Source organism: Gordonia insulae (assembly GCF_003855095.1).
In the GTDB taxonomy this organism is placed as follows: Bacteria; Actinomycetota; Actinomycetes; order Mycobacteriales; family Mycobacteriaceae; genus Gordonia; species Gordonia insulae.
The window spans coordinates 683,017-707,530 of the sequence record NZ_CP033972.1 but is presented as its reverse complement, the minus strand read 5'-3'; the positions used below and the strand labels follow the sequence as shown (position 1 = coordinate 707,530).

At 69.1% G+C, this 24,514-nt stretch carries 24 protein-coding genes; 5 read left to right on the top strand and 19 right to left on the bottom strand.

The genetic code is table 11. From position 1 onward, the window contains the following. Position 1 precedes the first annotated feature (1 nt). The 10 genes from D7316_RS03310 to rimP form a co-directional block, all read right to left on the bottom strand. Positions 2–658 carry a 4'-phosphopantetheinyl transferase family protein gene (locus D7316_RS03310; RefSeq protein ID WP_124707030.1) on the bottom strand — a complete coding sequence of 219 codons (657 nt, stop codon included), beginning with the start codon at positions 656–658 and terminating at the stop codon, positions 2–4. Continuing rightward, the gene (locus D7316_RS03305) at positions 655–1,641 is read right to left on the bottom strand and encodes a metallophosphoesterase family protein (RefSeq protein WP_124707029.1); all 987 of its coding nucleotides are present in this window, start codon (positions 1,639–1,641) and stop codon (positions 655–657) included. The genes D7316_RS03310 and D7316_RS03305 overlap by 4 nt, the downstream gene beginning before the upstream one ends. Before the next feature lie 61 nt (positions 1,642–1,702). Continuing rightward, on the bottom strand, positions 1,703–2,461 hold the full coding sequence (locus D7316_RS03300) for an esterase/lipase family protein (protein ID WP_124707028.1): 759 nt from the start codon (positions 2,459–2,461) through the stop codon (positions 1,703–1,705). 42 nt (positions 2,462–2,503) lie between these two features. Next, on the bottom strand, positions 2,504–3,859 hold the full coding sequence (locus D7316_RS03295; RefSeq protein ID WP_124707027.1) for an MATE family efflux transporter: 1,356 nt from the start codon (positions 3,857–3,859) through the stop codon (positions 2,504–2,506). After that, positions 3,856–4,812, bottom strand: a complete 957-nt coding sequence (locus tag D7316_RS03290; protein WP_124707026.1) for a DHH family phosphoesterase — start codon at positions 4,810–4,812, stop codon at positions 3,856–3,858. Before D7316_RS03290 ends, D7316_RS03295 begins: the two co-directional genes overlap by 4 nt. Then, the gene (rbfA, locus tag D7316_RS03285) at positions 4,809–5,276 is read right to left on the bottom strand and encodes a 30S ribosome-binding factor RbfA (protein ID WP_124711073.1); all 468 of its coding nucleotides are present in this window, start codon (positions 5,274–5,276) and stop codon (positions 4,809–4,811) included. Before rbfA ends, D7316_RS03290 begins: the two co-directional genes overlap by 4 nt. A 93-nt stretch (positions 5,277–5,369) precedes the next feature. Continuing rightward, complete coding sequence (gene infB / locus D7316_RS03280) at positions 5,370–8,210, bottom strand: translation initiation factor IF-2 (RefSeq protein WP_124707025.1); 2,841 nt, start codon at positions 8,208–8,210, stop codon at positions 5,370–5,372. Positions 8,211–8,312: 102 nt separating this feature from the next. Continuing rightward, positions 8,313–8,546 carry a YlxR family protein gene (locus tag D7316_RS03275; protein WP_232017120.1) on the bottom strand — a complete coding sequence of 78 codons (234 nt, stop codon included), beginning with the start codon at positions 8,544–8,546 and terminating at the stop codon, positions 8,313–8,315. A 170-nt stretch (positions 8,547–8,716) separates the two neighbouring features. After that, entirely contained in the window at positions 8,717–9,754 is a 1,038-nt protein-coding gene (gene nusA / locus D7316_RS03270; RefSeq protein ID WP_124707023.1) for a transcription termination factor NusA, read from the bottom strand. A 129-nt stretch (positions 9,755–9,883) separates the two neighbouring features. Further along, positions 9,884–10,429 carry a ribosome maturation factor RimP gene (gene rimP, locus D7316_RS03265; RefSeq protein WP_124711072.1) on the bottom strand — a complete coding sequence of 182 codons (546 nt, stop codon included), beginning with the start codon at positions 10,427–10,429 and terminating at the stop codon, positions 9,884–9,886. Between the two features lie 179 nt (positions 10,430–10,608). Between rimP and D7316_RS03260 the strand changes: the two genes are divergently transcribed. Then, on the top strand, positions 10,609–11,151 hold the full coding sequence (locus D7316_RS03260) for a hypothetical protein (protein ID WP_124707022.1): 543 nt from the start codon (positions 10,609–10,611) through the stop codon (positions 11,149–11,151). Next, positions 11,148–11,582, top strand: a complete 435-nt coding sequence (locus D7316_RS03255) for a ferritin-like domain-containing protein (protein ID WP_124707021.1) — start codon at positions 11,148–11,150, stop codon at positions 11,580–11,582. Before D7316_RS03260 ends, D7316_RS03255 begins: the two co-directional genes overlap by 4 nt. A 12-nt stretch (positions 11,583–11,594) precedes the next feature. Here D7316_RS03255 and D7316_RS03250 read toward each other — a convergent pair whose 3' ends face one another. Next, the gene (locus D7316_RS03250) at positions 11,595–13,325 is read right to left on the bottom strand and encodes a proline--tRNA ligase (RefSeq protein WP_124711071.1); all 1,731 of its coding nucleotides are present in this window, start codon (positions 13,323–13,325) and stop codon (positions 11,595–11,597) included. Between the two features lie 102 nt (positions 13,326–13,427). On the opposite strand from D7316_RS03250, the gene yaaA reads away from it, so the two are divergent. Further along, entirely contained in the window at positions 13,428–14,168 is a 741-nt protein-coding gene (yaaA, locus tag D7316_RS03245; protein ID WP_124707020.1) for a peroxide stress protein YaaA, read from the top strand. Here yaaA and D7316_RS03240 read toward each other — a convergent pair. From D7316_RS03240 to D7316_RS03220, 5 genes are all read right to left on the bottom strand, one after another. Beyond that, positions 14,158–14,715, bottom strand: coding sequence for a pyridoxamine 5'-phosphate oxidase family protein (locus tag D7316_RS03240; RefSeq protein ID WP_124707019.1), 558 nt, complete (start codon positions 14,713–14,715; stop codon positions 14,158–14,160). The two genes, yaaA and D7316_RS03240, sit on opposite strands and share 11 nt — an antisense overlap. 65 nt (positions 14,716–14,780) lie before the next feature. Further along, entirely contained in the window at positions 14,781–16,301 is a 1,521-nt protein-coding gene (locus D7316_RS03235; RefSeq protein ID WP_124707018.1) for an MFS transporter, read from the bottom strand. A 111-nt stretch (positions 16,302–16,412) separates the two neighbouring features. Next, complete coding sequence (gene cobA, locus D7316_RS03230; protein ID WP_124707017.1) at positions 16,413–17,687, bottom strand: uroporphyrinogen-III C-methyltransferase; 1,275 nt, start codon at positions 17,685–17,687, stop codon at positions 16,413–16,415. Between the two features lie 39 nt (positions 17,688–17,726). Further along, positions 17,727–18,044: a hypothetical protein gene (locus D7316_RS03225; protein ID WP_124707016.1), complete on the bottom strand. Its 318-nt coding sequence runs from the start codon at positions 18,042–18,044 to the stop codon at positions 17,727–17,729. After that, positions 18,041–19,051: an acyl-ACP desaturase gene (locus tag D7316_RS03220; protein ID WP_124707015.1), complete on the bottom strand. Its 1,011-nt coding sequence runs from the start codon at positions 19,049–19,051 to the stop codon at positions 18,041–18,043. The genes D7316_RS03225 and D7316_RS03220 overlap by 4 nt, the downstream gene beginning before the upstream one ends. 152 nt (positions 19,052–19,203) lie before the next feature. Between D7316_RS03220 and D7316_RS03215 the strand changes: the two genes are divergently transcribed. Then, entirely contained in the window at positions 19,204–19,890 is a 687-nt protein-coding gene (locus D7316_RS03215; RefSeq protein ID WP_124707014.1) for a response regulator, read from the top strand. A gap of 37 nt (positions 19,891–19,927) precedes the next feature. Further along, positions 19,928–20,761, top strand: coding sequence for a CPBP family intramembrane glutamic endopeptidase (locus D7316_RS03210; RefSeq protein ID WP_124707013.1), 834 nt, complete (start codon positions 19,928–19,930; stop codon positions 20,759–20,761). A gap of 14 nt (positions 20,762–20,775) precedes the next feature. Here D7316_RS03210 and D7316_RS03205 read toward each other — a convergent pair whose 3' ends face one another. The 3 genes from D7316_RS03205 to cobO are packed head-to-tail and all read right to left on the bottom strand — an operon-like array spanning position 20,776 to position 24,513. Next, positions 20,776–22,437, bottom strand: coding sequence for a GAF domain-containing sensor histidine kinase (locus tag D7316_RS03205; protein WP_124707012.1), 1,662 nt, complete (start codon positions 22,435–22,437; stop codon positions 20,776–20,778). Beyond that, a complete protein-coding gene (locus tag D7316_RS03200; protein WP_124707011.1) occupies positions 22,437–23,876 on the bottom strand; it encodes a cobyrinate a,c-diamide synthase in 1,440 nt (479 codons plus the stop codon). Before D7316_RS03200 ends, D7316_RS03205 begins: the two co-directional genes overlap by 1 nt. 19 nt (positions 23,877–23,895) lie before the next feature. After that, the gene (gene cobO, locus D7316_RS03195) at positions 23,896–24,513 is read right to left on the bottom strand and encodes a cob(I)yrinic acid a,c-diamide adenosyltransferase (protein WP_124707010.1); all 618 of its coding nucleotides are present in this window, start codon (positions 24,511–24,513) and stop codon (positions 23,896–23,898) included. Position 24,514: the final 1 nt, after the last annotated feature.

The following is a 24,514-nucleotide window of genomic DNA, read 5'->3' as shown; positions in this document are numbered from 1 at the left end:
GTCAGACCAACGCGATCGACGTCGTGATCAGCCCGCGGTCCACCAGCCAGCGGCCGGTGAGCTCACGCAGCGGCGGTCCCCCGTCGACCGCCGCACCGTCGATGAGGATTCGTGAGGTGAAGGTTCCGGCCTGCGCCGATTCCTGCTCGAAGGTGATGTGCGCGTCCTCGAAACCCAACCAGCGCTGCGTGATCGGAAACCACGCCTTGTAGGTGGCCTCCTTGGCGCAGAACAGCAGCCGGTCCCAGTACAGACCGGCGGGACGGGTGGCGAGCACATCACGTTCCTCGGCGAGGCTGGTGTGCTCGAGCACCCCATCGGGCAGCGCATCATGCGGCTCGGCGTCGATACCGAGCGACCGGACCTGCAATGCATAACCGACGACCGCGGCGCGGTAGCCGTCACAGTGGGTGAGACTGCCGACGACACGATCCGGCCACAGCGGCATCCCGCGTTCACCGCGCATGATCGGGGTCGGCCCGATGCCCAACTCGGACATGGCCTGTCGTGCACAATGCCGGGCCGTGGTGAACTCCCGGCGCCGCTTCTCCACCGCACGCTCGATGAGGGTGCGCTCTGCGGGCAGGGGTTCGATGCCGGGTGGATCCTCGAAGGCCTCGGCCGACGCCACACCGGTCGGCACCAGCTGTTCGATCAACGCTGCTCCTCATCTGTACGGGTACCCGATCGGGCGGCCCGCCGTTCGCGCCGTTCCTGTAGCTTGCGGGCGAACTCCTTGGCCCGCTCCTCGTAGTCCGGCGGGAGCTCGAACCGTGCACCGTGTCCGGGCAGATCGGCCTCGGTGAGACCCGGATCGGGAATGATCGCGCGCAACAACGGCTCCGGCAGACCACGGCGCTTCCACTCACGCGGATAACCGACCGACACCTCTTCGAACCGCACGCCGTCGTACCACGTGGTGCGCGGGATGTGCAGGTGCCCGTATACACAGCACGCCGCGTGATAGCGGGTGTGCCAGTCCGCGGTCAGTTCGCTGCCGCACCAGAGTGCGAACTCCGGGTACATCAGCGCATCGGTGGGCTCGCGCCGTAATGGCCAATGGTTGATCAGCACCGTCGGTTCGGCCGGATCGATCGCGTCGAGCCGCTTCGCAGTGGCCTCGACGCGGGCACGGCCCCAGGCGTCGCGGGTCGGATAGGGCTCCGGCGACAGCAGGAACTCGTCGGTGGCCACCACGTTGCGTTCCCGCGCGAGTGCGAGTGCGGTGAGCGTCGTGGTGGTGCCCTCGGGCCGGAATGTGTAGTCGTAGAGCAGGAACATCGGGACCACCCGCACCGGTTGTACACCGTTGCCCGGGTCGAACAACGGATAGATGTCCTCCGGCGTCACCACGCCGATGTCCCGGCAGGCCTGCACGAGGTAGTCGTAGCGGGCGACGCCGAAGATCTGGAGCGGATCCTTCGCGGTGGTGTAGAGCTCGTGATTGCCCGGCACCCAGATGACGGTGTGGAAACGGGTCCGGAGTCGGCGCAGGGTGTCGATGATGTCATCGGTGCGCTCGGCGACGTCGCCGGCAACGATCAGCCAGTCGTCACTGCTCTGCGGCCGGATCTGGTCGACGATGTGCTCGTTCCCCCGATGCGCGACATGGAGATCACTGATTGCCCACAACGTCGCCATGCCCACCAGACTATCGATGTGCGGTGGCTCACCTCCGCGCGGCCGCGCACCGCCGGTCGGCTCAGCGGTAGCCGGGCGCCCCGGGCTGCGCCGACTTCTGGTAGGTCAGGATGCCATCGGGCTCGGTGACGAACCGGCCCCGGCACTGACCGTTGATCGCCGCGACGGTCACATCCCAGATCTTCGGATCGAACGGTTCGAAGGTGTGCTCGAGACCGAGCGCAGGCAAGGATTCGTTCGCCGGGATCGGGGTGACCCGGCACTGACCGCCGTCGAGGTGGCCGTCGACCCATTCGCGTGCGCTGCGGACGTCGTAGTACTCGGTCGAGCCGGGAGTGTCGTCACCCTTGTTCAGCGACGTCATGAACGGGGTGCCCGGGCAGACCTCGGGACCCGCCTGCTGACCGCACGCGCCTGGCGAGCCGTACTGCGGCGCGCCGGCGGCGACATAGGTCGAGACCTTGGGATGCCCGCCCATCTCCTTGAGGTAGTACCGGGCGCTGACCCCGCCGATGCTGAAGCCGACGAGCGCGACGCGATCGTGCGGATGCAGGCGATGGATGCGGTCGACCGCGGCGGCGATCTTGCCTGCGTCGGTCTTCATGTCGAAGCCGGGCAGATCCAGGACGGTGGTCGGATATCCACGGGACGTGAGGTTGTCCGCCATCGGCGCGAACGGCACGGCGCCCACATACTGACCCGGGATGATCAGCACGCGCGTGGTCGGGGGTGCGGCGTCGGCAGGCGCGGCCCCGACGACCACGGAAGCGAGAACGGCGAGCACACCGCAGACCGCGGCGATGACAGATCGGATCGACATCGGGCAAGGATACCCTAACCACCGCTGGTCACCGCGCGGTCCTCAGGAGTCGACGCCGGTCCGCCGCCACCGCCCGGACCTGATACGCCAGGCGACCGCCGTCAGCCGCAAGAGCATGAACACCATGAGTCCGGTCCAGATGCCGGCCAGCCCCCAGTCGAAGGCCAGCGACAGCCAGATCAGCGGAAGGAATCCGCACAGAGCGGCGACCAGTGTCGCGGTACGCAGGAACGCGGCATCTCCGCTGCCGAGCAGCACACCGTCGAGAGCGAACACGATGCCGGCTATCGGCAGCATCGCCACGAAGAACCACCAGGGGACGGCGATGGCATCGAGGATCTCCTGATCCGATGTGAACAGTCGAGGGATCAGTTCGGCGCCGAGCGCGAACACGCCCGCCATCAGTCCGGCGGCCACCACCGACACCACGGTGACCCGTCGCGCGACAGCGACGGCGACACCGACCGCACCCCCGCCGAGTGCGGCCCCGACCATCGCCTGAGCCGCGATCGCCAGGGAGTCCAGGAACAGCGACATGAACTCCCACAACTGCAGCACGACCTGATGGGCGGCCACCGCCGACACCCCGAACCGGGCCGCGACCGCGGCCGCCGACAGGAAGCACACCTGAAACGACAGACTTCGCAGCACCAGGTCACGCGCCATGACCAGCTGGGCGCGTATCACCGTCCGATCCGGCGCCAGACTCTGCACCCCGGACCGTCGCGCCTCACGGACGACCCGCACGGCGAACAGCACCCCGGTGATCCCCTGGCCGATCAGGTTCGCCACGGCGCTGCCCGGCAGGCCCAGGTGCGGGAACGGCCCGACGCCGTGGGTGAGCCCCACCACCAGCACCGCGGCCACCGACAACCCGGCGATCACGTAGAGGACGGGCCGACGGGTGTCCTGCACCCCCCGCATCCACCCGTTGCCCGCCATCGACAACAGGATCACGGGCACACCGAACATCGCGATGCGCAGCCATCCGGCGGCATCGTCGACAACCTGACCGGCCTCGGCCGAGCCGGTGCCGACGAGAACCCGCATCACGATCGGGGCGAGCGGATACATGACGGCGACCAGCACCATCCCGACCGCCACGGCGATCCAGCTCGCCTGGACCCCCTCGGCGACCGCGCCCGTACGGTCACCCGCGCCGAACCGGCGCGCCGACCGGGCCGTGGTGCCATACGACAAGAACGTCAGCTGAGTACTGATCACCGACAACACGAGCGTGGCGACACCCAGGGCGGCGAGTTGATGCCCACCCAGCCTGCCGACCACCGCCAGATCGAGCAACAGATACAACGGCGGCGCGATGAGCACCGCCAACGCCGAAACCGTCAGGGTCGCGATGCGACGACCCGTATCAATCGGCCCGCCCGCTTCGCTCAGAGGGACCCCAACAAACGGGTCACGACCTCGTCCGCGGTTCCTATGTCGCTGTAGCCGGAGGCGTGGCGATGCCCGCCGCCACCATGTGCCGCGGCGATCGGAACCAGATCGACGCTGCGCTTGGACCGCAGCGACACCGTCCAGCTGGCCGGTCCGGTCTCCTTGAACACCGCCGCCACCTCGGCCTCATCGGCGGTCCGGACGATGTCGACCACGCTTTCCGACTCCTCCCAGCTCATCCCGGAGAGCACGTCGTGCGGGATGACCGCGTAGACGAGGCCGTCCCCACCACACGCAGCCGGTACCAGCTGAGCACCGCCGAGCACCGACGACACCATGGAGAACCACCGGAAGGGATGAGTGTCGAGCAGCATCCGGCTCCACGCACGCGCGTCGACGCCTGCATCGATCAGACGGGCGGCGACGCGAAACGACTCCGGTCGCGCCCAGCGGAAGGAACCCGTGTCGGTCACCAGTCCCGCGTACAGGCAGGTGGCGATCTCGGCATCGACGACAACGCCCATCGCGTCGAGCACCGACAGCACCAGCACCGCGGTGCAGTCGGCGGTCGGGTCGATCAGGTCGAGATCGCCGAAACCGTCGTTCGAGGCGTGGTGATCGATCGTCACCGAACGCTGAGCAGCAGTGAAAATCGTTGCAAGAGAATCCAACCGGCTCAGGCTGGCGGCATCGACCGATACCACGACGGGATGGCCGACCACGTCGCCCTCCACGACGAGGAGCTTCGCGCCGGGTAAACCCGCCAGCGTTGCGGGCAGCGCAACGGTGTCCGGGAAGGCGACCTCGACGTCGACGCCGAGGCGGTCGAGGGCCAGCCCGAGGGCCAGGCCGCTGCCGATGGTGTCCGCGTCCGGCCGGACGTGGCACAGGATGGTGACCGCCGGTACATCGGTGAGTTCGGTGGCCACCGCCGTGCTGGTCGAGGCGGTCACGCCGGGGAACCACCCTCGCCGGCGCTGTCGTCGTCCTCCGTGCTCCGGTAGGGATCCGCATCACCCGCCGGGCGCGCCTGCTCCGCCTGTCGGGCCACCAACTCGTCGTTGGCCCGCGCTCGCGCGACCAGTTCCTCCATGTGACGTGCGGCATCGGGCACCGTGTCGAGCACGAATGTCAGTGTCGGGGTGAATCGCACACCCGTGCCGGCCCCGACCTTCGACCGGAGGATGCCGGTCGCCTTCGCCAAACCGGCGGCCGCGGCCTCGTAATCGGGTTCGGCGTCGATCGACTCGCCCATCACGGTGTAGTACAACGTCGCGTCGTGCAGGTCGTTGGTGACCCGGGCATCGGTGATCGTGACGTAGGCCAGGCGCGGGTCCTTGATCTCGGTCCCGATCGCCGAGGCGACGATCGAGGAGATGCGCTTCGCCATGCGGGCAGCTCGTGCCGAATCAACCATCATCGGTCCTTTCCACTGGGAGACCACTCCCCTTCGGAGTCCGCGCGAATCACGCGGACCCCGAAGGGGAGATCGGCAGTCGTGGCGCGGAACTCAGTCGCGCGGCTTCTCCTGCAACTCGTAACTCTCGATCACATCGTCGACCTTGATGTCGCTGTAGGTGAGCGTGAGACCACATTCGTACCCGTCGCGAACCTCGGTGGCATCGTCCTTCTCGCGGCGCAGCGACGAGATGGTGAGGTTCTCGGCGATCACGACGTTGTCGCGGAGCAGACGGGCCTTGGCGTTACGCCGCATGATGCCCGACTGGACCAGACAGCCGGCGATGTTGCCGACCTTCGACGACTTGAAGATGGCGCGGATCTCGGCGCGGCCGAGCTCGACCTCCTCGTAGATCGGCTTGAGCATGCCCTTGAGCGCACTCTGGATCTCGTCGATCGCCTGGTAGATCACCGAGTAGTACCGGATGTCGACGCCTTCGCGGTTGGCCAGCTCGGTGGCCTTGCCCTCCGCACGGACGTTGAAGCCGATGATGATCGCATCCGAGGCCGCCGCGAGGTTGACGTTGGTCTCGGTGACACCACCGACACCGCGGTCGATCACGCGCAACGAGACCTCGTCGCCCATGTCGATACCGAGCAGCGCCTCCTCGAGGGCCTCGACCGTTCCCGAGTTGTCGCCCTTGAGGATCAGGTTGAGCTGGCTGGTCTCCTTGAGAGCCGAATCCAGGTCTTCCAGACTGATCCGCTTGCGACTACGCGCGGCCATCGCATTGCGCTTACGCGCATTGCGGCGGTCGGCGATCTGCCGGGCGGTGCGATCTTCCTCGACCACGAGCAGGTTGTCACCGGCACCCGGGACCGACGTGAAGCCGATCACCTGGACCGGACGCGACGGCAGCGCCTCGGCGACATCGTCGCCGTGCTCGTCCACCATGCGCCGGACGCGCCCGTAGGCGTCGCCCGCGACGATCGAGTCGCCGACCTTGAGCGTTCCGCGCTGCACCAGCACGGTCGCCACCGGTCCGCGGCCGCGGTCGAGGTGTGCCTCGATCGCGACACCCTGGGCGTCCATGTCCGGATTGGCCCGCAGATCCAGCGATGCGTCCGCTGTGAGCAGCACGGCCTCGAGCAGCGCGTCGATGTTGTCGCCCTGCTTGGCCGAGATGTCGACGAACATGCTGTCGCCGCCGTACTCCTCCGGGATCAGCCCGTATTCGGTGAGCTGTCCGCGGATCTTCTGCGGATCGGCGCCTTCCTTGTCGATCTTGTTGACCGCCACGACGATCGGCACGTCGGCGGCCTGGGCGTGGTTGACCGCCTCCACCGTCTGCGGCATGACGCCGTCGTCGGCTGCGACGACCAGGATCGCGATGTCGGTCGCCTTCGCACCACGCGCACGCATGGCGGTGAACGCCTCGTGACCCGGGGTGTCGATGAAGGTGATCAGACGATCCTCGCCGTTCAGGTGAGTGTTCACCTGATAGGCACCGATGTGCTGCGTGATGCCGCCGGCCTCACCCTCGCGGACGTTCTCCTTACGGATGGTGTCCAGCAGGCGCGTCTTGCCGTGGTCGACGTGACCCATGACCGTGACCACCGGAGGCCGCTGCTCGAGATCCTCGTCGTCGCCCTCGTCCTCTCCGTAGGTGAGGTCGAAGCTCTCCAGGAGCTCGCGGTCCTCGTCCTCGGGGCTGACGACCTGGACGCTGTAGTTCATCTCGGAGCCGAGCAGCTCCAACGTCTCGTCGTTGACCGACTCGGTCGCCGTGACCATCTCGCCGAGGTTGAACAGCGCCTGGACCAGCGATGCCGGGTTGGCGTCGATCTTGTCGGCGAAGTCGGACAGCGATGCGCCGCGGGCGAGACGGATGGTCTCGCCGTTACCGCGCGGCAACCGCACACCGCCGACGGCGGGCGCCTGCATCGAATCGTATTCCTGGCGCTTCTGCCGCTTCGACTTGCGACCCTTGCGAGGTGCGCCGCCGGGACGACCGAACGCACCCGCGGCACCGCCGCGACCACGTCCACCGCCGCCACCGGGACGGCCGCGGAATCCACCGGGAGCACCGCCCGGTGCGCCACCGGGGGCACCGCCACCGCCGCCGCGGTAGCCACCGCCACCGCCGCCGCCGCGGTTACCGCCGCCCGGACCGCCTCGACCCGGACGTCCGGCGTCGGGACGGGCTGCCCGGCTGGGCATGGCACCGGGGTTGGGGCGTGGGGGCATGCTGCCGGGGCTGGGACGAGGTCCGCCCTGGCCGGGAGCCGGGCGGGGACCACCCTGACCGGGACGACCACCGGGAGCACCGCCCGGACGGCCACCGCCGGGACGGGGACCACCCTGACCGGGGCCCGGACGTGCGGCCGGCGGCCGAGGGGCCGGGGTGGGCGCAGATGAATAGGGATTGTTGCCGACGCGCGGGGCCCGCGGACCCGGCTTGGGGCCCGGTCGCGGGGCCGCGGCCGGACGGGACGTGGTTCCGGCGGCGGAGTCCTGAGTCGCCGGAGCATCTGCCTTGGCGGCCGGTGCGGCCGGAGCCGGCGCGGCCGGAGCCTTGGGTGCCGGCGGGGCCGGGGTGGGTGCCGGTGCTGCCGGAGTCGGTGCGGCGGGCGCCGGAGCGCTCGCAGCCGCCGGTGCGGGGCCGGGGGTCGGAGAACCCGGTCGGGGTCCTGGCCGGGCGGGTCCGGGCTTCGCACCGGCGCCGTTGGCACCGGGTCGGGGGCCGCCGCCCGGTTTGGCCGCCGACTTTCCGGCGTCTTTGCCCCCACCGTTCTGGGGGAACGATTCGCGAAGTCGACGGGCCACCGGGGCCTCGACGGTCGACGACGCTGATTTGACGAACTCGCCTTGTTCCTTCAGGCGCTCGAGCACTTGCTTGCTCGTCACGCCGAGTTCTTTGGCCAGTTCATGAACGCGGGCCTTGCCTGCCACTGCTCTCCTCACTTGGAGGTCGAGCGGGCTGCCCGCTACGACCTCGGTTTACGTTAGAAACGCGCTCATCGTGGGTACTTCACGGTGTGCTCATGTCTTCTGCTACCTGTTCCGGCCTTGACGGCCATCTCCTTCGGTGATCCCACCGATTGCTTCGGCGAGGTCGTCGGGGTCCACGGTCAGACCGGGCACCCGAAGTGCCGAGGGAAACGCTCTGCGTCGCACCGCGGCGGACACACAGTCCCGTCGCGGGTGCAACCAGGCACCTCGTCCCGGCATGGTCTTCGCGAGGTCGACGACGATCACCGGCGGACCGTCACCCTGACGGGCGACCATCCGGACCAGATCCGAAGCCTCGGCACGTTGCCGACAACCGACACACATCCGGACCGGTCCGCGTCGGGTCGAACCGTCTCGCGGGGCCCGATCCTCGGGTGTTGTCGGCAGCGTTCGCTGAACCATCGATCAGTCTAGCGCGCCGGTACTGTTCTCGGACAACCGGCTGCTCAGTCGGCGTGCGGAGCGTCGGAACGGCGGTCCTGCGACGTCGCGGGACCGGGGTCGGCGTCGGACCTGATATCGATCCGCCATCCCGTCAGCCGCGCCGCCAGGCGGGCATTCTGGCCTTCCTTGCCGATCGCCAGCGACAGCTGGTAGTCCGGCACGACGACCCTCGCCGCCTTCGCCGCGAGATCGACGACCTCGACCGACACAACCTTCGCCGGGGACAGGGCATTCCCGACGAACACCGCGGGGTCGGTGTCGTAGTCGATGATGTCGATCTTCTCGCCGGCCAGTTCGCTCATCACGTTGCGCACCCGCTGCCCCATCGGACCGATGCACGCACCCTTCGCATTGAGTCCGCTGACCCCGGTGTGCACGCCGATCTTCGACCGGTGCCCCGCCTCGCGGGCGACCGCCACGATCTCGACCGACCCGTCCTCGATCTCCGGGACCTCCAGCGAGAACAGTTTGCGGACGAGGTTCGGGTGCGTCCGGGACAGGGTGATCTGCGGGCCGCGCGAGCCCCTCGACACCCCGACGACGTAGCACTTGATGCGATCGCCGTGGGTGTAGGTCTCGCCGGGTACCTGCTCGGCCGGCGGGATGACCCCCTCGGCGCTGTTGGCGTCGCTGCCGATCTGCACGACGATCATGCCGCGCGCGTTGGCGCGGGAATCCTGCTGCACGACGCCACCGACGATCTCGCCCTCATGTGCCACGAAGTCGCCGAAGTTCTTCTCGTTCTCGGCATCCCGGAGCCGCTGCAGGATGACCTGGCGTGCCGTGGTCGCCGCGATGCGGCCGAAGCCCTCGGGTGTGTCGTCCCATTCGTGGACGACGTCGCCGTTGTCGTCGAGCTCCTGCGCCATCACGCGCACCGCACCGGTCTTGCGGTTGACGTCGATCCGGGCGTGCGGGGCGAAGCCCTCGGTATGTCGGTAGGCCGTGAGCAGTGCGGTCTCGATCGCGGTGATCACCGTGTCGATCGAGATACCTTTGTCCGCCTCGATCATCCGCAGTGCGTTGATGTCGATGTTCATGTGGCCGGGCTCCTATTCATTTGTCGGCTCCTATTCATTTGTCTGCTTCGATTGTGCGCAGATCACGCGTGGTTGTGAATCAGCATCGGTGAAGTGGTCATCGGTGACGGTCGTGAGGTGACATCGCGCTCAGCTGTCGGATTGCCGTCGACGGATCTCGTCGGCGTCGAGGCCGCACATCTCGAGCTCGGCCGAACTCGGCCGCGAGAAGTCGACCTGGACCACCGCGGAGACGACGGCCGCGAGGTCGACGTCCTCGGTGCGTAGCCGCCCCTTCTCGTTGACCGCGAGACGGACGTGACCGTCGGCGACCGGCCCGACCCGCCCGGTGACGCGTCGCGACGAATCGTCGTCGCTCCGTAGTTCGACGGTCGCCTTGCGCCCGAGCGCGCGCCGCCAGTGCCGTTCGAGGGTCAGAGGTCGGTCGACGCCCGGCGAGGTCACCTCGAGTGTGTACGCGGCGTCGGCTGTCGGCGGCGCGCCGTCGAGGACATCGGAGATCTCGCGGCTGAGGTCGGCGAGGACGTCGAGGTCACCGCCACCGTCCCGGTCGACCACGATGGTGACATCCGCACGTTCCCCCGCGGCGGTGACGAGGACGTCCTCGAGATCGAAGCCCCGACCGGCGATCACGGGTTCGACGAGTCGACTGACCTGCTCGGCGGTGATGGACACGCGCACACTCCTCGTCTTCAGTTGTCCCGACGGACTGACGTGCATCGTCGGGGCGGTCGGCGACCGGCTGACTGCAGTCATCCATCCTAGTGGATGCCGAGCGACGTCGTGACCGCCCGGGGACACGGCGGGGGCGACCGCCCGCCGCACGTCCGGGTCGTCGCGACGCAACTGGCATCATGTGTCGCGTGACCCCTCCCCTCACCCGACGCGCGATCCTGCGGGCCGGCCTCACGGTGACCGCCGGGACGATCGCGGTGACGACGATCGGCGCGTGCGACACCGGCCCGTCGCCCGAGCAGGTGACCGCCGCCGCGCTGGTACCGCTGGCCGACGCCGCGCTCGCCGATCAGGCTGCGGCACAATCGCTGGCGCCCCGGGCGCCCGAGTACGCCGGCGCCCTCGGTGTGGTCGCCGCGCAACGCGGAGAACACGCGCGTGCGCTGCGGGAGGAGATCACCCGACTCGACGAGGAGACCGCGGGACGGATCGCCACTCCCGCAGCATCGACCTCGGCGCCCGCATCGGCCGCTCCGGGCGATGCGTCGATCACCGCGCCGACTCCCGCGGCACCGACGACGGTGCCCGCCCTGCGCGAGCAACTCTCGTCGTCCGCACGTGCCGCCGGTGATGCGACCGCGAATCTGACCGGCTATCCCGCCGGCCTCGCCGGTTCGATCAGTGCGTCGGTGACCAGCATGGTGGAGGTTCAACTCGGATGACCGCGACCACCGACGCCCTGGCCGCCGCGATCGACGCGGAGAACGCGGCGATCTTCACCTACGGCGTCGCCACCGCATACGTGTCTGCGGCACGCCGCGTCACCGTCGCGGAATACATTGCCGCACATCGCGTCCGGCGCGACTCGCTGGTGGCCGCACTGACCGCCGCGGGCGGCACCGTCCCGCAGCAGGCGGCGGGTTACACACTGCCGGTGACCGTCGACGATTCGGTGTCCGCGGTGCGGGCGCTGCTCGCCGCGGAGGTCGACTGCACCGTCGCCTACCGGGCCCTGTTGGAGAAGGGTTCGGACACGGCGGCGCGACGACAAGGACTCGACGGCCTCACCGAGTCGACGGTGCGCGCAGCGAACTGGCGTGTCGCGCTGCGTGATTCGCCGGTGACGGTCGCGTTTCCCGGCACCCCGGCCTGACTGCGCGGGACGTCAGCCGCGGGCCGCCGCGGTCACCGCGTCCACCGCACCGTCGACCGCGACCTCGGTCGTCTCGCCGGTGAATCGGTCGCGGATCTCGATGGTGCCGTTGGCATAACCACGCCCCACCACCACGACGACCGGCATGCCGAGGAGTTCGGCGTCCTTGAACTTCACTCCCGGCGACGCCTTGCGGTCGTCGAGCAGCACCGACAGTCCCGCGGCGTCGAGATCCTCGGCCAGTTCATGCGCACCGGTGATCGCGGCCTCGTCCTTGTTCGCGATGACCAGGTGTACCGCGTACGGCGCGACCGACCGCGGCCAGCGCAGTCCCTTCTCGTCGTGGCACTGCTCGGCGATCACCGCCACCAGCCGCGACACCCCGACACCGTAGGACCCCATGGTGAGCCGCACCGGCTTGCCGCTCTCACCGAGCACGTCGACCTCGAAGGCGTCGGTGTACTTCTGACCGAGCTGGAAGATGTGGCCGATCTCGATGCCCTTCGCGGACACCAGCGGACCCTTGCCGTCCGGTGACGGATCACCGTCGCGGACCTCGGCCGCCTCGATGGTGCCGTCCGCGGTGAAGTCGCGTCCCGCGACCAGACCCACGTAATGCCTACCCGGTTCGTCGGCGCCGGTGATCCACGACGTCCCGTCCACCACGCGGGGATCGACCAGATAGGTGATCCCATTGGCGGCCAGCGCCTTGGGCCCGATGTAGCCCTTCACGAGGAACGGGTTCGCGGCGAAGTCGGCCTCGGACAGGATCTCCACCTCGGCCGGCTCGACCGCCGCCTCGAGGCGTTTCATGTCGACCTCACGATCGCCGGGTACGCCGATGCCGGTGATCTCCCAGTCCCCGCCGGGCCGACGGATCTTGACCATCACGTTCTTGAGCGTGTCGTGCCCGCCGTAGTTGTGGTCGAAGGTGGCGTTCGCCCACTGCACCAGGGTCTCGATGGTCGGGGTGTCCGGCGTCTCGTGGATCTGCGCCTGCGGCAGCCCGTCGAACGGGATCGGTTGCGGCGCAGTCGTGATGACCGCCTCCACGTTGGCCGCGTACCCGGACTCGAGGCAGCGCACGAAGGTGTCCTCACCCACCTCGCTCTCGGCGAGGAACTCCTCGGAGGCGCTCCCGCCCATCGCGCCGGAGGTGGCCGCGACGATGACGTAGGTGACCTCCAGGCGACGGAAGATCTTCTGGTAGGCCTCCCGGTGCGCGTGGTAGGCGGCCTTGAGACCGTCGTCGTCGAGGTCGAAGGAATAGGCGTCCTTCATCACGAACTCGCGGCCGCGCAGGATGCCCGCCCGCGGACGCTCCTCGTCGCGGTACTTGGTCTGGATCTGATAGAGGATGACCGGCAGGTCCTTGTACGACGAGTACTCGCTGCGGACCAGCTGGGCGAAGAGCTCCTCGTGCGTCGGTCCGAGCAGCATGTCGGCACCCTTGCGGTCCTTGAGCCGGAACAGGCTGTCGCCGTACTCGGTCCACCGGCCAGTGGTCTCGTACGGATCACGCGGCAAGAGGGCCGGCAGCAGGATCTCCTGCGCGCCGATCGCCGACATCTCCTCCCGGACGACGTCCTCGACCGCCTTCAACACCCGCAGTCCCAGCGGCAACCAGCTGTAGACGCCCGGCGCGGCTCGGCGCACATACCCGGCGCGGACCAGCAGCTTGTGGCTGGGCACCTCGGCATCGGCCGGATCGTCGCGGAGCGTGCGCAGGAACAGGGTCGACATCCGTGTGATCACGGCACTCACCTTAGTCGGGCGCCCCGGACCGCAGGCCCGCGGCATGGGACGGCTCCCGGAGGCATCGGCGGCCACCGATATGGTGTTGCGGTGCTCGTCATCCTGCCTCCTTCCGAGACCAAGTCCGACGGCGGTCGAGGTGCCCCACTGGATCTGGACACCCTCGCGTTTCCCGAGCTGAACCCGATCCGCAAAAGGATCGCCGAGGCCCTCGTCGAGCTGGCCTCCGACCTCGACGCGAGCCGCGTGGCGCTGGACCTCGGACGGACCCAGCTCGCCGAGATCGACCGCAACGCCGACCTCTGGCTCTCCCCCACCCGGCCGGCCATCGACCGCTACACGGGTGTGCTCTACGACGCGCTCGAGCATCGGTCGCTCACCCGTGCGGGCAAGGTCAAGGCGTCCGAGCGGCTGGCGATCGGCTCCGCCCTGTTCGGGGTGGTCCGCGCCACCGATCCCATCCCCGCCTATCGCCTGTCCGGCGGGTCGAAGCTCCCCGGCATGCCGACGTTGGCGTCCCTGTGGAGACCCGACCTGTCCGACAGCCTCGACGCCGTCGACGATTTCGTGGTCGACCTGCGGTCGGGGGTGTATCACCAACTCGGACCGGTCCGCGACGCGGTCACCGCGACGGTGATGACCGAGTCGGCCGACGGCAGCCGAAAAGTGGTCAGCCACTTCAACAAGCACTACAAGGGACTGATGGCGCGGGAGCTGGTGCGGACCCGGCGGAACGTCCGTGACGTCAACGCCCTGGCCGCGGTGCTGTCCGATGCCGGTCAGCGGGTGGAGATCGCGCGCGCCGACCAGATCGTCGTGATCACCGACTGACCGACGCGGTCCCGTCGAACGTGAATCGGGTGGCCCCGCCCGGCTCGACGGTCTGCAACGCGGTCGCCCGCTGCGGCGTCACCCGGTACACGTACCAGGGCGGCGGACCCGCCGACGGGGCACTGAAGTCCGCGGTCAGCGCCGTCCCGCTGTCGTCGACACGGCACGGCCAGCCGCCGTCTGCGGACCACAGCGCCGCCATCTCCGCCACGACGTCCGGTTCGGTCACCAGGTGCGCCACGCCCTCCACGACCAGGTCGTACTCGTGCGTCGCGAGGGACAGGGTGCACCGTGGGTCGCGGGCGACGTTTCGCGCCTTGCGGGTTCGCGGGCCGGTCTCGAACCACAATGCTCCGTCGTGCCACAGGGCGCCGATGCCGGTCACGTGCGGGCTTCCGTCGTGGTCGATGGTCGCCAGCCACCAGGTGTGTCGGTTCGGGCCCCCGGTGCCCGGGGCCTGGGGAACCCCGTCGTCGAGGCGAGCGGCGATCGGCGCCCACTCGAGCGTGGGCAGGTCGTACAGTCCGGCCAGATTCTGCGCATCCATACCGATGCAGACCCGGGGACCGGACCGATCTCATCGCTCGGAACGGCCGACGGGGTCGGCGACGGTCAGTGATGCCCGGATTCGTCGACGTCGAGCGACGCGTTTGCCGCCTCCTGGGCGGCCTGGCCCTCGGCGACCTCTTCGGGCGTGAACCGCATGAACAGCACGACGACGGCGGCCAGCACGGCGATCCCGGCGCAGCAGGCGAACGCCAGTCCGTAGCCGCTGGCCTGTGCGGCCAGTTCGCTCGGGTTCATGTCCTCGACGGGGCCGGTGGTACCACCCTCCGACAGCGCGCGTGACGTGACCGCCGCACCGACCGCGACGAGCCCGATCGCGCCACCGAGATTCTGGGCGACCTGCGCCAGCGCGGTCAGCGGGCCGATCTCCAACGGCCCCACCCCGGCGACGACCGAGAGGGTCAGCGGGATGACCGCGAACCCGACGCCGAAGCCGATGACGATGACGGGCAGCCCGATGCTCGGGAAGTAGTCCGGTGCGCCGGTGGCGATCGAGGATGCGTACAGGCACCCCGCCAGGATGATCGCGCCACCGAACAGCACCAGCCACCGCGGCTGGACCATCAACGACAGCTTGGAGGCGATCGCGGCGGCGACACCGAGTCCGAATGCGAACGGGACGACGGCCATGCCGCTCTGGATGGGGGTGTACTTCAGAATCCCCTGCAGGTAGAGGGAGATGAACACCGCCATGCACATCATGATCATGCTGGCAAAGAAGATGGCGACCAGCGCGGCGACCCGATTGCGGTTGCCGAACAGCACGAACGGCAGGATCGGGTTGCTCGCACGTCGCTCCACGAAGATGAACGCGATCAGGGCCAGGCCGCCGAGGACGAACGAGCCGACCACGATCGGGCGTGCCCACCCGCCGGGCCCCTCGTTGACGGCGAGCACCAGCAGAGTGCAGCCCAGTGTGGCCAGGACCGCGCCCGGGACGTCGAGGGCCAACCGCTCACCCTGCGACTCGCGTAGTACCGCGATCGCGCCGATGGCGACCAGGACCCCGATCGGGACGTTGATGAGGAAGACCAGCCGCCACGACACCTCGGTCAGCACACCGCCGAGGATCAGGCCGGCGACCGACCCGATGCCGGTCATCGCCGCATAGATCGCGAACGCCTGGCTTCGGGGCTTACCCGGTGCGAACGTCGTGGCGACCAGCGCCATCGCCGTCGGCGCGGCAATGGCCGCCGATGCGCCCTGCAGGGCACGTCCGACGATCAGGCTGGTCTCGTCCCAGGCGATGCCGCACAGCAGGGAGGTGACGGTGAAGGCGCCGACACCGATGATGAACATCCGCTTGCGGCCGAACGTGTCGCCGAGGCGACCGCCCAGCAACATCAGACCGCCGAACGCGAGGACGTAGCTGCTGATGATCCAGTTCGCACTCGACTCGGAGAGCTGCAGCGCGTCGCGGATACGCGGCAGTGCCAGCGCGGCGACCGTCCCGTCGAGCACCATCAGCAGCTGCATACCGCTGAGAACGAGGATCGCCGGGCCGAAGACGCGACGGTACTCGGGCACGGCCGTGTGCTCGGGGCTCGACGTCTCGGGTGCGGACATAGAGTTCGACGCTACCGCCCCCGACGTCGAATATGCCAATCCCCGTTGGCTTGTTGGCGTTGCCGGTCACAGCACCGTCGTCCGGGTCGAATGACCCGGACGTTCGCCCGGTCAGTCCGCGAGCTCGGTGAATCCGGCGACGTCGCCGATCACCAGGATCGCCGGCGGTCGCAGGTCGTGTTCGGTCGCGGTGGTCGCGGCGTGCGCGAGGTCGGTGCGCAGGACCCGCTGGGTCGGCAACGACCCGTTCTCGATCATCGCCACCGGCGTGTCGGCGGGTTTGCCGCCGGCGAGCAGCGCATCGGCGAACGCGTCGACCCGTTCCACCGCCATCATCAGCACCAGGGTCCCGCGCAGACGGGCGAGCGACGGCCAGTCGATCAGCGAGTCGGGATGACCCGGCGCGACGTGTCCGGACGCGATCACCACTTCATGGGTGACGCCGCGATGGGTGACCGGGATGCCTGCGGCCGCGGGGGCTGCGATCGGACTGCTGATGCCGGGCACCACGGTCACCGGGACCCCCGCCTCGACGCAGGCCTGCACCTCCTCGAAACCGCGGCCGTACACATAGGGGTCGCCGCCCTTGAGACGCACGACGAACTTCCCGGCCTTCGCGCGCTCGACGAGTACCGCGTTGATGGCCTCTTGCTTCATCGAGCGTCCGTAGGGGACCTTTGCGGCGTCGACGATCTCCACCTGCGGACCGAGTTCGGCGAGCAGTTGCGGCGGTGCGAGTCGATCGGCGACCACCACGTCGGCCTGCTGCAAGAGTTTCTGGCCGCGCACGGTGATCAGGTCGGGATCCCCGGGCCCCCCTCCCACCAGGGCCACCCCGGGGGCGTGATGCGCGTCGTCGCCGTCGGCGAGCGACCCGTCGGCCAGGGCACGTCCGATCGCGGCGCGCAGCGCGGCCGACTGGCGGTGGTCGCCACCGGCCAGCACGCCGAACTGCAGATCCCGATGCCGGCCGGACGCCGGCGTGACCGCGGTGCCGAAGGGGGCGTCGTCGGCACGGACACAGAAGGTGTGCCGGGTCTCGGCGTCGGCGACTACTTGCGCGTTGACCGCAGGATCATCGGTGCAGGCCATCACGTACCAGGCCCCGTCGAGGTCGCCGTCCCGATAGGCGCGGCGATGGACGGTGACGTCGCGGGTGGACTCGACAGCGGGCGTGGGGTCGATCGCGACGACGTGGACGTCGGCTCCCGCGGTGATCAGGTTGGGCAGTCGCCGCTGCGCCACCGAACCGCCGCCGACGACGACGACCTTGCGGCCGGACAGGTCGAGTCCGACCAGATAATGACCGCGTTGCACCCCGTCATCGGAGGAGGATTCGGATTCGGGACGGTCGCGCTGTGCACCGTCGGACACGCCGGAGGACATGACCCACGAGCCTACCGACCCGTCCACACGGGCGTTGTCTCAGAGTGGCAGCCGACCCGAGCGGCGGATGGCGGTCCAGACATCGGCGGCCGGGATGCCGAGCCGATGAGCTGACGAGCGGATCAGCCTGGCGAGCAGCACGGATGCCGCGTACTCCCCGACCGACGGATCGTCGGCGTGCGCGCGGATGGTGTTCCACCAGGTCACGTTGCCGCAGCCGGCCGCCTCGGCCATGGAGATCGCGGTGTCGAACCCGGCGATTCGTGGCGGCTCGGCGTCGTCGTCGCGGTCGCAACCCGCACACGCGCATCCCTCGCATCCCCCGGACGCCACCACCCCGATGTCGAGCACGGTCATCGGATGCCCGCCTCGGCGAGTCCCCTGGCGCGCTGCCGCGCCAGGGCACGCTCGCGTGATTCCTCGAACTTGCGCACCTTGACGTCCATCTGCTCGAGGAAGTCGCCGAGCAGCTCGCGATAGTGCTCACCGAGCGGGCCGAAATCGTCCCGCTCGAAGATTCGCCACTTCCGCAGCACGGGCATCACGACCTCCGAGAGATGTTGCGGCAGATCGTAGATGCCGCCCTTGGCGATGAGAACCGCGTTGCGGCGGAAGTTCGGCATCGTCGCGCCGGGCATCTGGAAGTTGCTGACGATCGCATAGATCGCGGCCATCGTCTGATCGGGCACCAGGTCCAACGCACCCGCCACGACATTGCGGTAGAAGAGCATGTGCAGGTTCTCGTCCGCCGCGACGCGCTGCAGCATGCGATCGGCGATCGGGTCGCCGCAGGCTTTTCCGGTGTTGCGGTGCGACACCCGGGTCGCCAACTCCTGGAAGCTCACGTAGCTGACGGCATAGAGCATGTCGTAGCTGTGGTCGCGTTGGCCGTCGTCGGCCGGCAGGGGGTCGAAGCCATGGGTCATGTGCTCCATGCGGATGTTCTCGAGTTCGACCGGATCGACCCCGCGGGTGACCACGAGATAGTCGCGCATCACCACCGAGTGCCGCATCTCCTCCGCTGTCCAGCGACCCACCCAGAATCCCCAGGCGTCGTCGAGGCTGAAGTTGTCCGCGATCACGCGGTGATAGGACGGGAGGTTGTCCTCGGTCAGCAGATTCGTGATCATCGCCGCCTTGGCGGTCTCCGAGAGCTGCGACTGCGTCGGGTCCCAGTCGTCCCCGCCGAGCGCGGCGAAGTTTCGTCCGTCATCCCACGGCACGTAGTCGTGCGGGTGCCAGTCCCTGGTCATCTTCATATGGCGCTCGACCTCGGTCTCGCAGACCGGGAGCAACTCCCGCAGCAGGTCCGCGCCGGTCATCCCGGTGTCCGATACCGCCGGTGGGCCGATCAGGCTGGTCATCGCTCTCCCTCGTGGTTCCGCGTATGTGGGCGGTACCCACTCTGCGCTGGGTCCGGGGCGTCCAAATGAGCCCAAAGTCCCGGATGTGATGGGTCTCAGGTCGCGGAACCGCATGGCTCCCCGGGCTCGGTGACCTGCGGTACCGTTCTGGCATGCCTGCCGATGTCACACCGGAGGGGGCCGTCCCGAACGCACCGGTCCGCGTCTATCTGGTCGACGACCACGAACTCGTCCGTCGAGGACTGCGCGACCTCCTCGGCACCGCCGACGATCTGGAGATCGTCGGTGAGGCCGCGTCCGTGGGCGAGGCGAAGGTGGGCATCCTCGCGACCAAGCCGGATGTCGCGGTGCTCGACGTCCGACTACCCGACGGCAACGGTGTGGAACTGTGTCGCGACGTCCGGGCCCAGGAACCGTCGGTGCACTGCCTGATGCTGACCAGCTACGCCGACGACGACGCACTGCTGGCGGCGGTGCTCGCCGGCGCCTCCGGCTTCGTCCTCAAGCAGATCCTGGGCCACAACCTCGTCGCCGCGGTTCGTACTGTCGGGCAGGGCGGTTCGCTGCTCGACGACCGGAGCACCGCGGCGCTGCTCGCCAAGCTGCGCGCGGGCAAGGACTCGGCGACCGACCCGCTCGCCGACCTGACCCATCAGGAACGTGAGGTCTTCAACCTCATCGGCGACGGCCTGACGAACCGGCAGATAGCACAGCAGATGTTCCTGGCGGAGAAGACGATCAAGAACTACGTGTCGCGCATCCTCGCGAAGATGGACATGCAACGCCGCACCCAGGTCGCGGTGATGGCGACCAGACTGCGCGACGGCAAGCCGGGCTAGTCACGCGCTCGTCGCGTTGTTTCGCTACCGTCGACGCATGTCGACGCCCACTGTTCCGCCGTCCACCGATGCCACGCCGGGGCACGTTCGACACCTGGGGATCGCCGCGTTCGTCGGTCTGGTCATCGTCTATCTGATCATCTTGCAAGGCCTCGGGAAGTTCCTCGGACGCGGCCTGGACACCGACTACGCCGCCCCCTCCACGATCAACGAGATGTGGCGGACCATGACGGTGCCGGTCGCGGTGTCGGTGGTCCTCGTCTATGCGGTGGTCGCCTGGCTCGGCTGGTGGCGACCGGTGTGGGTCGACGACCGCCCGGTGCAACGCTGGCTCATCGTGGTGCCGATCCTCATGATCGTGTCCATCCTCGCCGTCACCGACTACGCCGGGCTCGCCGACCACGGACTCGCGTTCACCCTGATGCTGTTGCTCACGTGCCTGCTCGTGGGCCTGGGCGAGGAGACGATGTTCCGCGGTATCGGTGTGACGTGCATGCGCACCAACGGCTTCAGCGAGGCGAAGGTCGCGCTGTGGTCGACGGTGATCTTCGGCGTGGCACACGCGACCAATCTCCTCTCCGAGGGCGTGAGCGCTTTTGCCCAGGTCTTCGCGACGATCATCGCCGGCTACTTCTTCTACATCATCCGCCGCCGCACCAGCGGACTCCTCGTTCCGGTTCTCGTGCACGCATTGTGGGACTTCTCGCTGATTTCGGGGCTGACGAGCGGTGCGCTCCGGCCGATCTCGGGCATCGCGATGCTGACGATGGCGGTGCTGGCGATCACGCTGGTCGTCCGACGTCGCCACATCGAGCCGTCGACCGGGACACCTGCCGCGGATCCCGCCACCCGGGGCGCCACAGAGAACTGACCCGTCGGCACGTCCTAACCGGACAGCGGCACCGACCACGTCAACGTCGTACCACCGGATTTCGACGGGGACCGTGGGGCGGTCACGATGCCGAACACTCCGTCGCACTCCTCCGCGCGGCGGGTGAGGTTGTCCAATCCCCGATAGGCCACCCCCGTGCCGATACCCACTCCGTCGTCGGCGATCTCGACGGTCAGCACGTCGTCGTCCGCGCTCACCGACACGTCGATGTGTTCGGCGTCGGCATGGCGCAGAGCGTTCGACAACCCTTCGCGCAGAACCGCATCGATGTGCGGACCCAACGATTCGGGCACGACGGTGTCGACCGGGCCGGCGAACGCCACCCCGGGCGCGATCGGCGCGTGGGTGGCCAACTCGGCGACGATGTCGAGTACACGCCGACGCAAGGTGGAGGTGTCGTGCTGGCCGGGTGCCGTCTGCAGATCGAAGATCGAGGTACGGATCTGGGCGATGGTGCGATCCAGGTCGACGACGACCTGCTCGAGCCGTGCGGTCGTGGCCCGGTCCGCCTCGGTCTCATCCAGCCGTCGACCGGACACCGAGGCCGCGAGCATCGTCTGCACCGACATGCCGATGGCGAACAGTCGCTGGATGACGTGGTCGTGCAGGTCGCGGGCGATGCGGTGCCGGTCCTCGAGCACCTCCAGATCGCGCGCGGTCTGCTGCTGTTCCGCGTAGACCACCGACAGCGAGGCGACCTCTGCGACGCCGGCGAGTCCCGAGACGTCCTCCTCCGCCCACTCCGGGCGCGTGCGGTGGGTGATCACGATCCAGCCAAAGGCGCCCGCGGCCCGCTGCAACGGCTGGACGGTCACCCATTGAGCCGCATGCCGCACCAGCTCCGACGGGATGTCGGCGACCGGCAGGACGGTACGAACCCCGGTGAGCGGCAATGTCAGATCCCCGGCCGCGACCGCGGCCCCGGTGTGGCCGCGCACCACGACATCCCCGGACCTGCCGGTGAGGATGAAGACATCGACCGCGTCGGTGAGTGTCGCGACGTCGTCGCACAGGCGGGACAGGGTGTCCGCCAACGCGATCCCGGCCAGCGGTTCCGAGCCCCGGCGCGCGATCGCCTGCATCCATCGATGTCGCGTGCGGGCGCGCTCGAACAGCCGGGCGTTGTCGACCGCGATCCCGGCCGCGACGGCGAGCACCGCCACCAGCGTCTCGTCGATCTCGCCGAACTCCGGCGCCGACTGCTTCTCGGTCAGATAGATACTGCCGAACACCGACCCGCGGACGATGATCGGCGCGCCGAGGAAGGTGTTCATCGGCGGATGATTGCGTGGGAACCCCACTGATGACGGATGTTTCGCGAGCGCGGGGATCCGCAGCACCTGCGGTTGCTCGATCAGCAGACCGAGCACCCCGCGGCCGACGGGCAGGTGATCCATCCGCGCGCGCTGGGTCGCACTGATGCCGGTGTAGACGAACGCGCTCAGGCCACCGTCCGGTCCACGAACACCGAGCGCGCAGTAGCGCGCATCCACCACCTGCGATGCCACCTCCACGATCCGCTGCAACGCGCGGTCGAGCTCGAGTCCCTGCCCGACGACCAGCACCGCCTCGAGCAGGTCGCGGAGGATCGCCGGGTCGTCGATGCCCTGGCGGGTCAGCTCGTCCAGCGCCTGCGCCAACCGCTTCATCGGCATCAGACGCTCTCCCCCAACGTATTTCGTTCGTGTCGGCGGGTCGCGGCGGATCGGGCCGACTCGACGAACCGGACGACCGCCCCGGGATGACCCGCCGGGTGGACGTGCAGGTACGAGGCGTGAACGGAGGTGGTCGCGAAGCCGTGTGTACCGGCGACCCCGGCATGGTCACGCCACGCCCAGGCAGACGCCGGCGCGCCCGGGCCGGGGCCGACCGTGGACCGGTGGAACTCGTGCCCGGTCACCCGTTCGCCGGCGACGAACGCGACGGAGTCCCCGACCGCCACCGCGTCCCGGTAGCCGAGCGTGAGTGTCGGCCCGAACCGCCCGACGACGTCGAGCACACCGGCCATCGGATGACCGTCGAGTTCGGTTGCGAGGTAGAGCAATCCGGCGCACTCGGCGAGGATCGGCCGGCCCGCGGTGGCGTGTGCGGCCAATCCCGCCCGCAGTGGTTCGTTCGCCGACAGTGCCTCGGCATGTTCCTCGGGGAATCCTCCGCCGATCACCACGGCGTCGGTGCCGGGTGGCAACGGGTCGTAGAGCGGATCGAATCCGGCCACGTCGGCGCCCGCGGCGATCAACAGTTCGCGGTGCTCGGCGTATCCGAAGGTGAACGCCGCACCGCCCGCGACCGCCACGAGCGGGCGGCCGCCGTCACCCGTGCGGGCGGCGTCGCCGACGGCATCGGCCGCCGACCATGTCGTCACCGGTTCGGGACGACGGGTGCGGGCCGCCGCCACGATCGCCGGGAGATCCAGTGCCGCACCGATGGTGACGGTCATCGCATCCACCGCACGGACCGCGTCCGCGCGGCGCTCGGCCGCTGGGATCAGGCCGAGGTGGCGCGACGGGACCTGCAACCCGGGGTCGCGTCGGACGACACCGAACACCGGCAACCCGACCCGGGCGCACGCCTGACGCAGCACGGTCTCGTGTCGTGCCGAGCCGACGCGGTTGAGGATGACGCCGGCGATCCGGACGGTCGCGTCGTAGCCGACGAAGCCGTGCAGCAGGGCGGCCAGCGATTGACTGTGCCCGGCCGCGTCGACGACGAGGACCACCGGGGCACCGATCGTTCGTGCGACGTGCGCGGTCGACCCGAATCCCGTCGGGTCGGCGACACCGGCGTCGTCGTCGAGGATCCGGCCGTCGAACAGACCCATCACGCCTTCGACGACGGCGATGTCGGCGCCGGCGGAACCCGCCGCGAACAGGGGCCCGACGCGCTCCTCGCCCACCAGGTTCGGGTCGAGATTGCGGCCGACGACACCGGCGGCGACCGCGTGATATCCGGGGTCGATGTAGTCCGGCCCCACCTTGAACGGGGCCACCCGGTGGCCCGCCGCCCGGAGCGCACCGATGAGTCCGGTGGAGACGGTCGTCTTGCCGCTCCCCGACGAGGGCGCGGCGATGACGACGGCAGGCACCCCACTCATGATGTCGCGCCGCCGCCGATCACCACTCGATTCCCCTCTGGCCCTTGCGTCCCGCGTCCATCGGGTGCGCGACCTTGCGCATCTCGGTGACCAGATCGGCGGCATCGGTGAGTTCCGCGGGTGCGCGTCGACCGGTGATCACGACGTGCTGGCGGCCCGGCCGGTTGCGCAGTGTCTCGACCACCTCATGGGTGTCGACCCACCCCCAGCCCAACGGGTAGGTGAACTCGTCGAGGACATAGAAGTCGTGCTGCTCGGCGGCCAGTCGCCGAGCGATCTCGGCCCAGCCCGCGTGCGCCGCCGCGGCATGGTCGTCGGCGTGATCGGCGTTGGCCCGCAACCATGACCAGCCCTGACCCATCTTGTGCCATTCGACCGGACCGCCCTGTCCGGTCTGCTCGTGCACGTCGCCGAGGGCGGTCAGGGCCGACTCCTCGCCGACCTTCCACTTCGCACTCTTGACGAACTGGAACACCGCCACGCGCATCCCGGCGTTCCAGGCGCGCATGGCCATCCCGAAGGCCGCCGTCGACTTGCCCTTCCCGTCGCCCGTGTGCACGGCCAGGACCGGCAGATTCCGCCGCTGCCGGGTGGTCATCCCGTCGTCGGGGATGGTGTCCGGAACTCCCTGCGGCATC